Source organism: Rhodococcus sp. IC4_135 (genome assembly GCF_011602025.1).
GTDB lineage: Bacteria > Actinomycetota > Actinomycetes > Mycobacteriales > Mycobacteriaceae > Rhodococcus_F > Rhodococcus_F baikonurensis.
The window spans coordinates 1-365 of record NZ_JAAOLG010000139.1 but is presented as its reverse complement, the minus strand read 5'-3'; the positions used below and the strand labels follow the sequence as shown (position 1 = coordinate 365).

Below are 365 nucleotides of genomic sequence, written 5' to 3'. Positions count from 1 at the left end.
AAGAGGTGTCGTCATGGGATCCGACAAGGTGAAGTGCCCGCACTGCGGCAAGACCAACAACATCCCGGCAGCAGGGGAAGGAAAACCTCGCTGCGGGAACTGCCACGAGCCGCTGCCCTGGATCGCCGCGGCGGGAGACGGTGACTTCGCGGAGATCGTCGAAAAATCCTCGGTGCCTGTGCTCGTGGATCTGTGGGCGACGTGGTGCGGCCCGTGTCGCATGGTCAGCCCCGCGCTCGATCCGAGGCCGGGAACCATGTGCTCCGACTGGCGGACGGCGGGTCGGTGCACGCCCGGGCCGTTGTGCTCGCCGCCGGGGCGCGGTACCGCAAGTTGGCCGTTCAGGGGATCGAGGCGCTGGAAGG

General features: G+C 67.9%; 1 pseudogene. It reads left to right on the top strand.

The window, feature by feature from the left end:
* Nucleotides 1–13: 13 nt before the first annotated feature.
* Nucleotides 14–241, top strand: a pseudogene (locus G8767_RS35360) (thioredoxin domain-containing protein); the annotation flags it as partial.
* Between the last annotated feature and the right edge of the window lie 124 nt (nucleotides 242–365).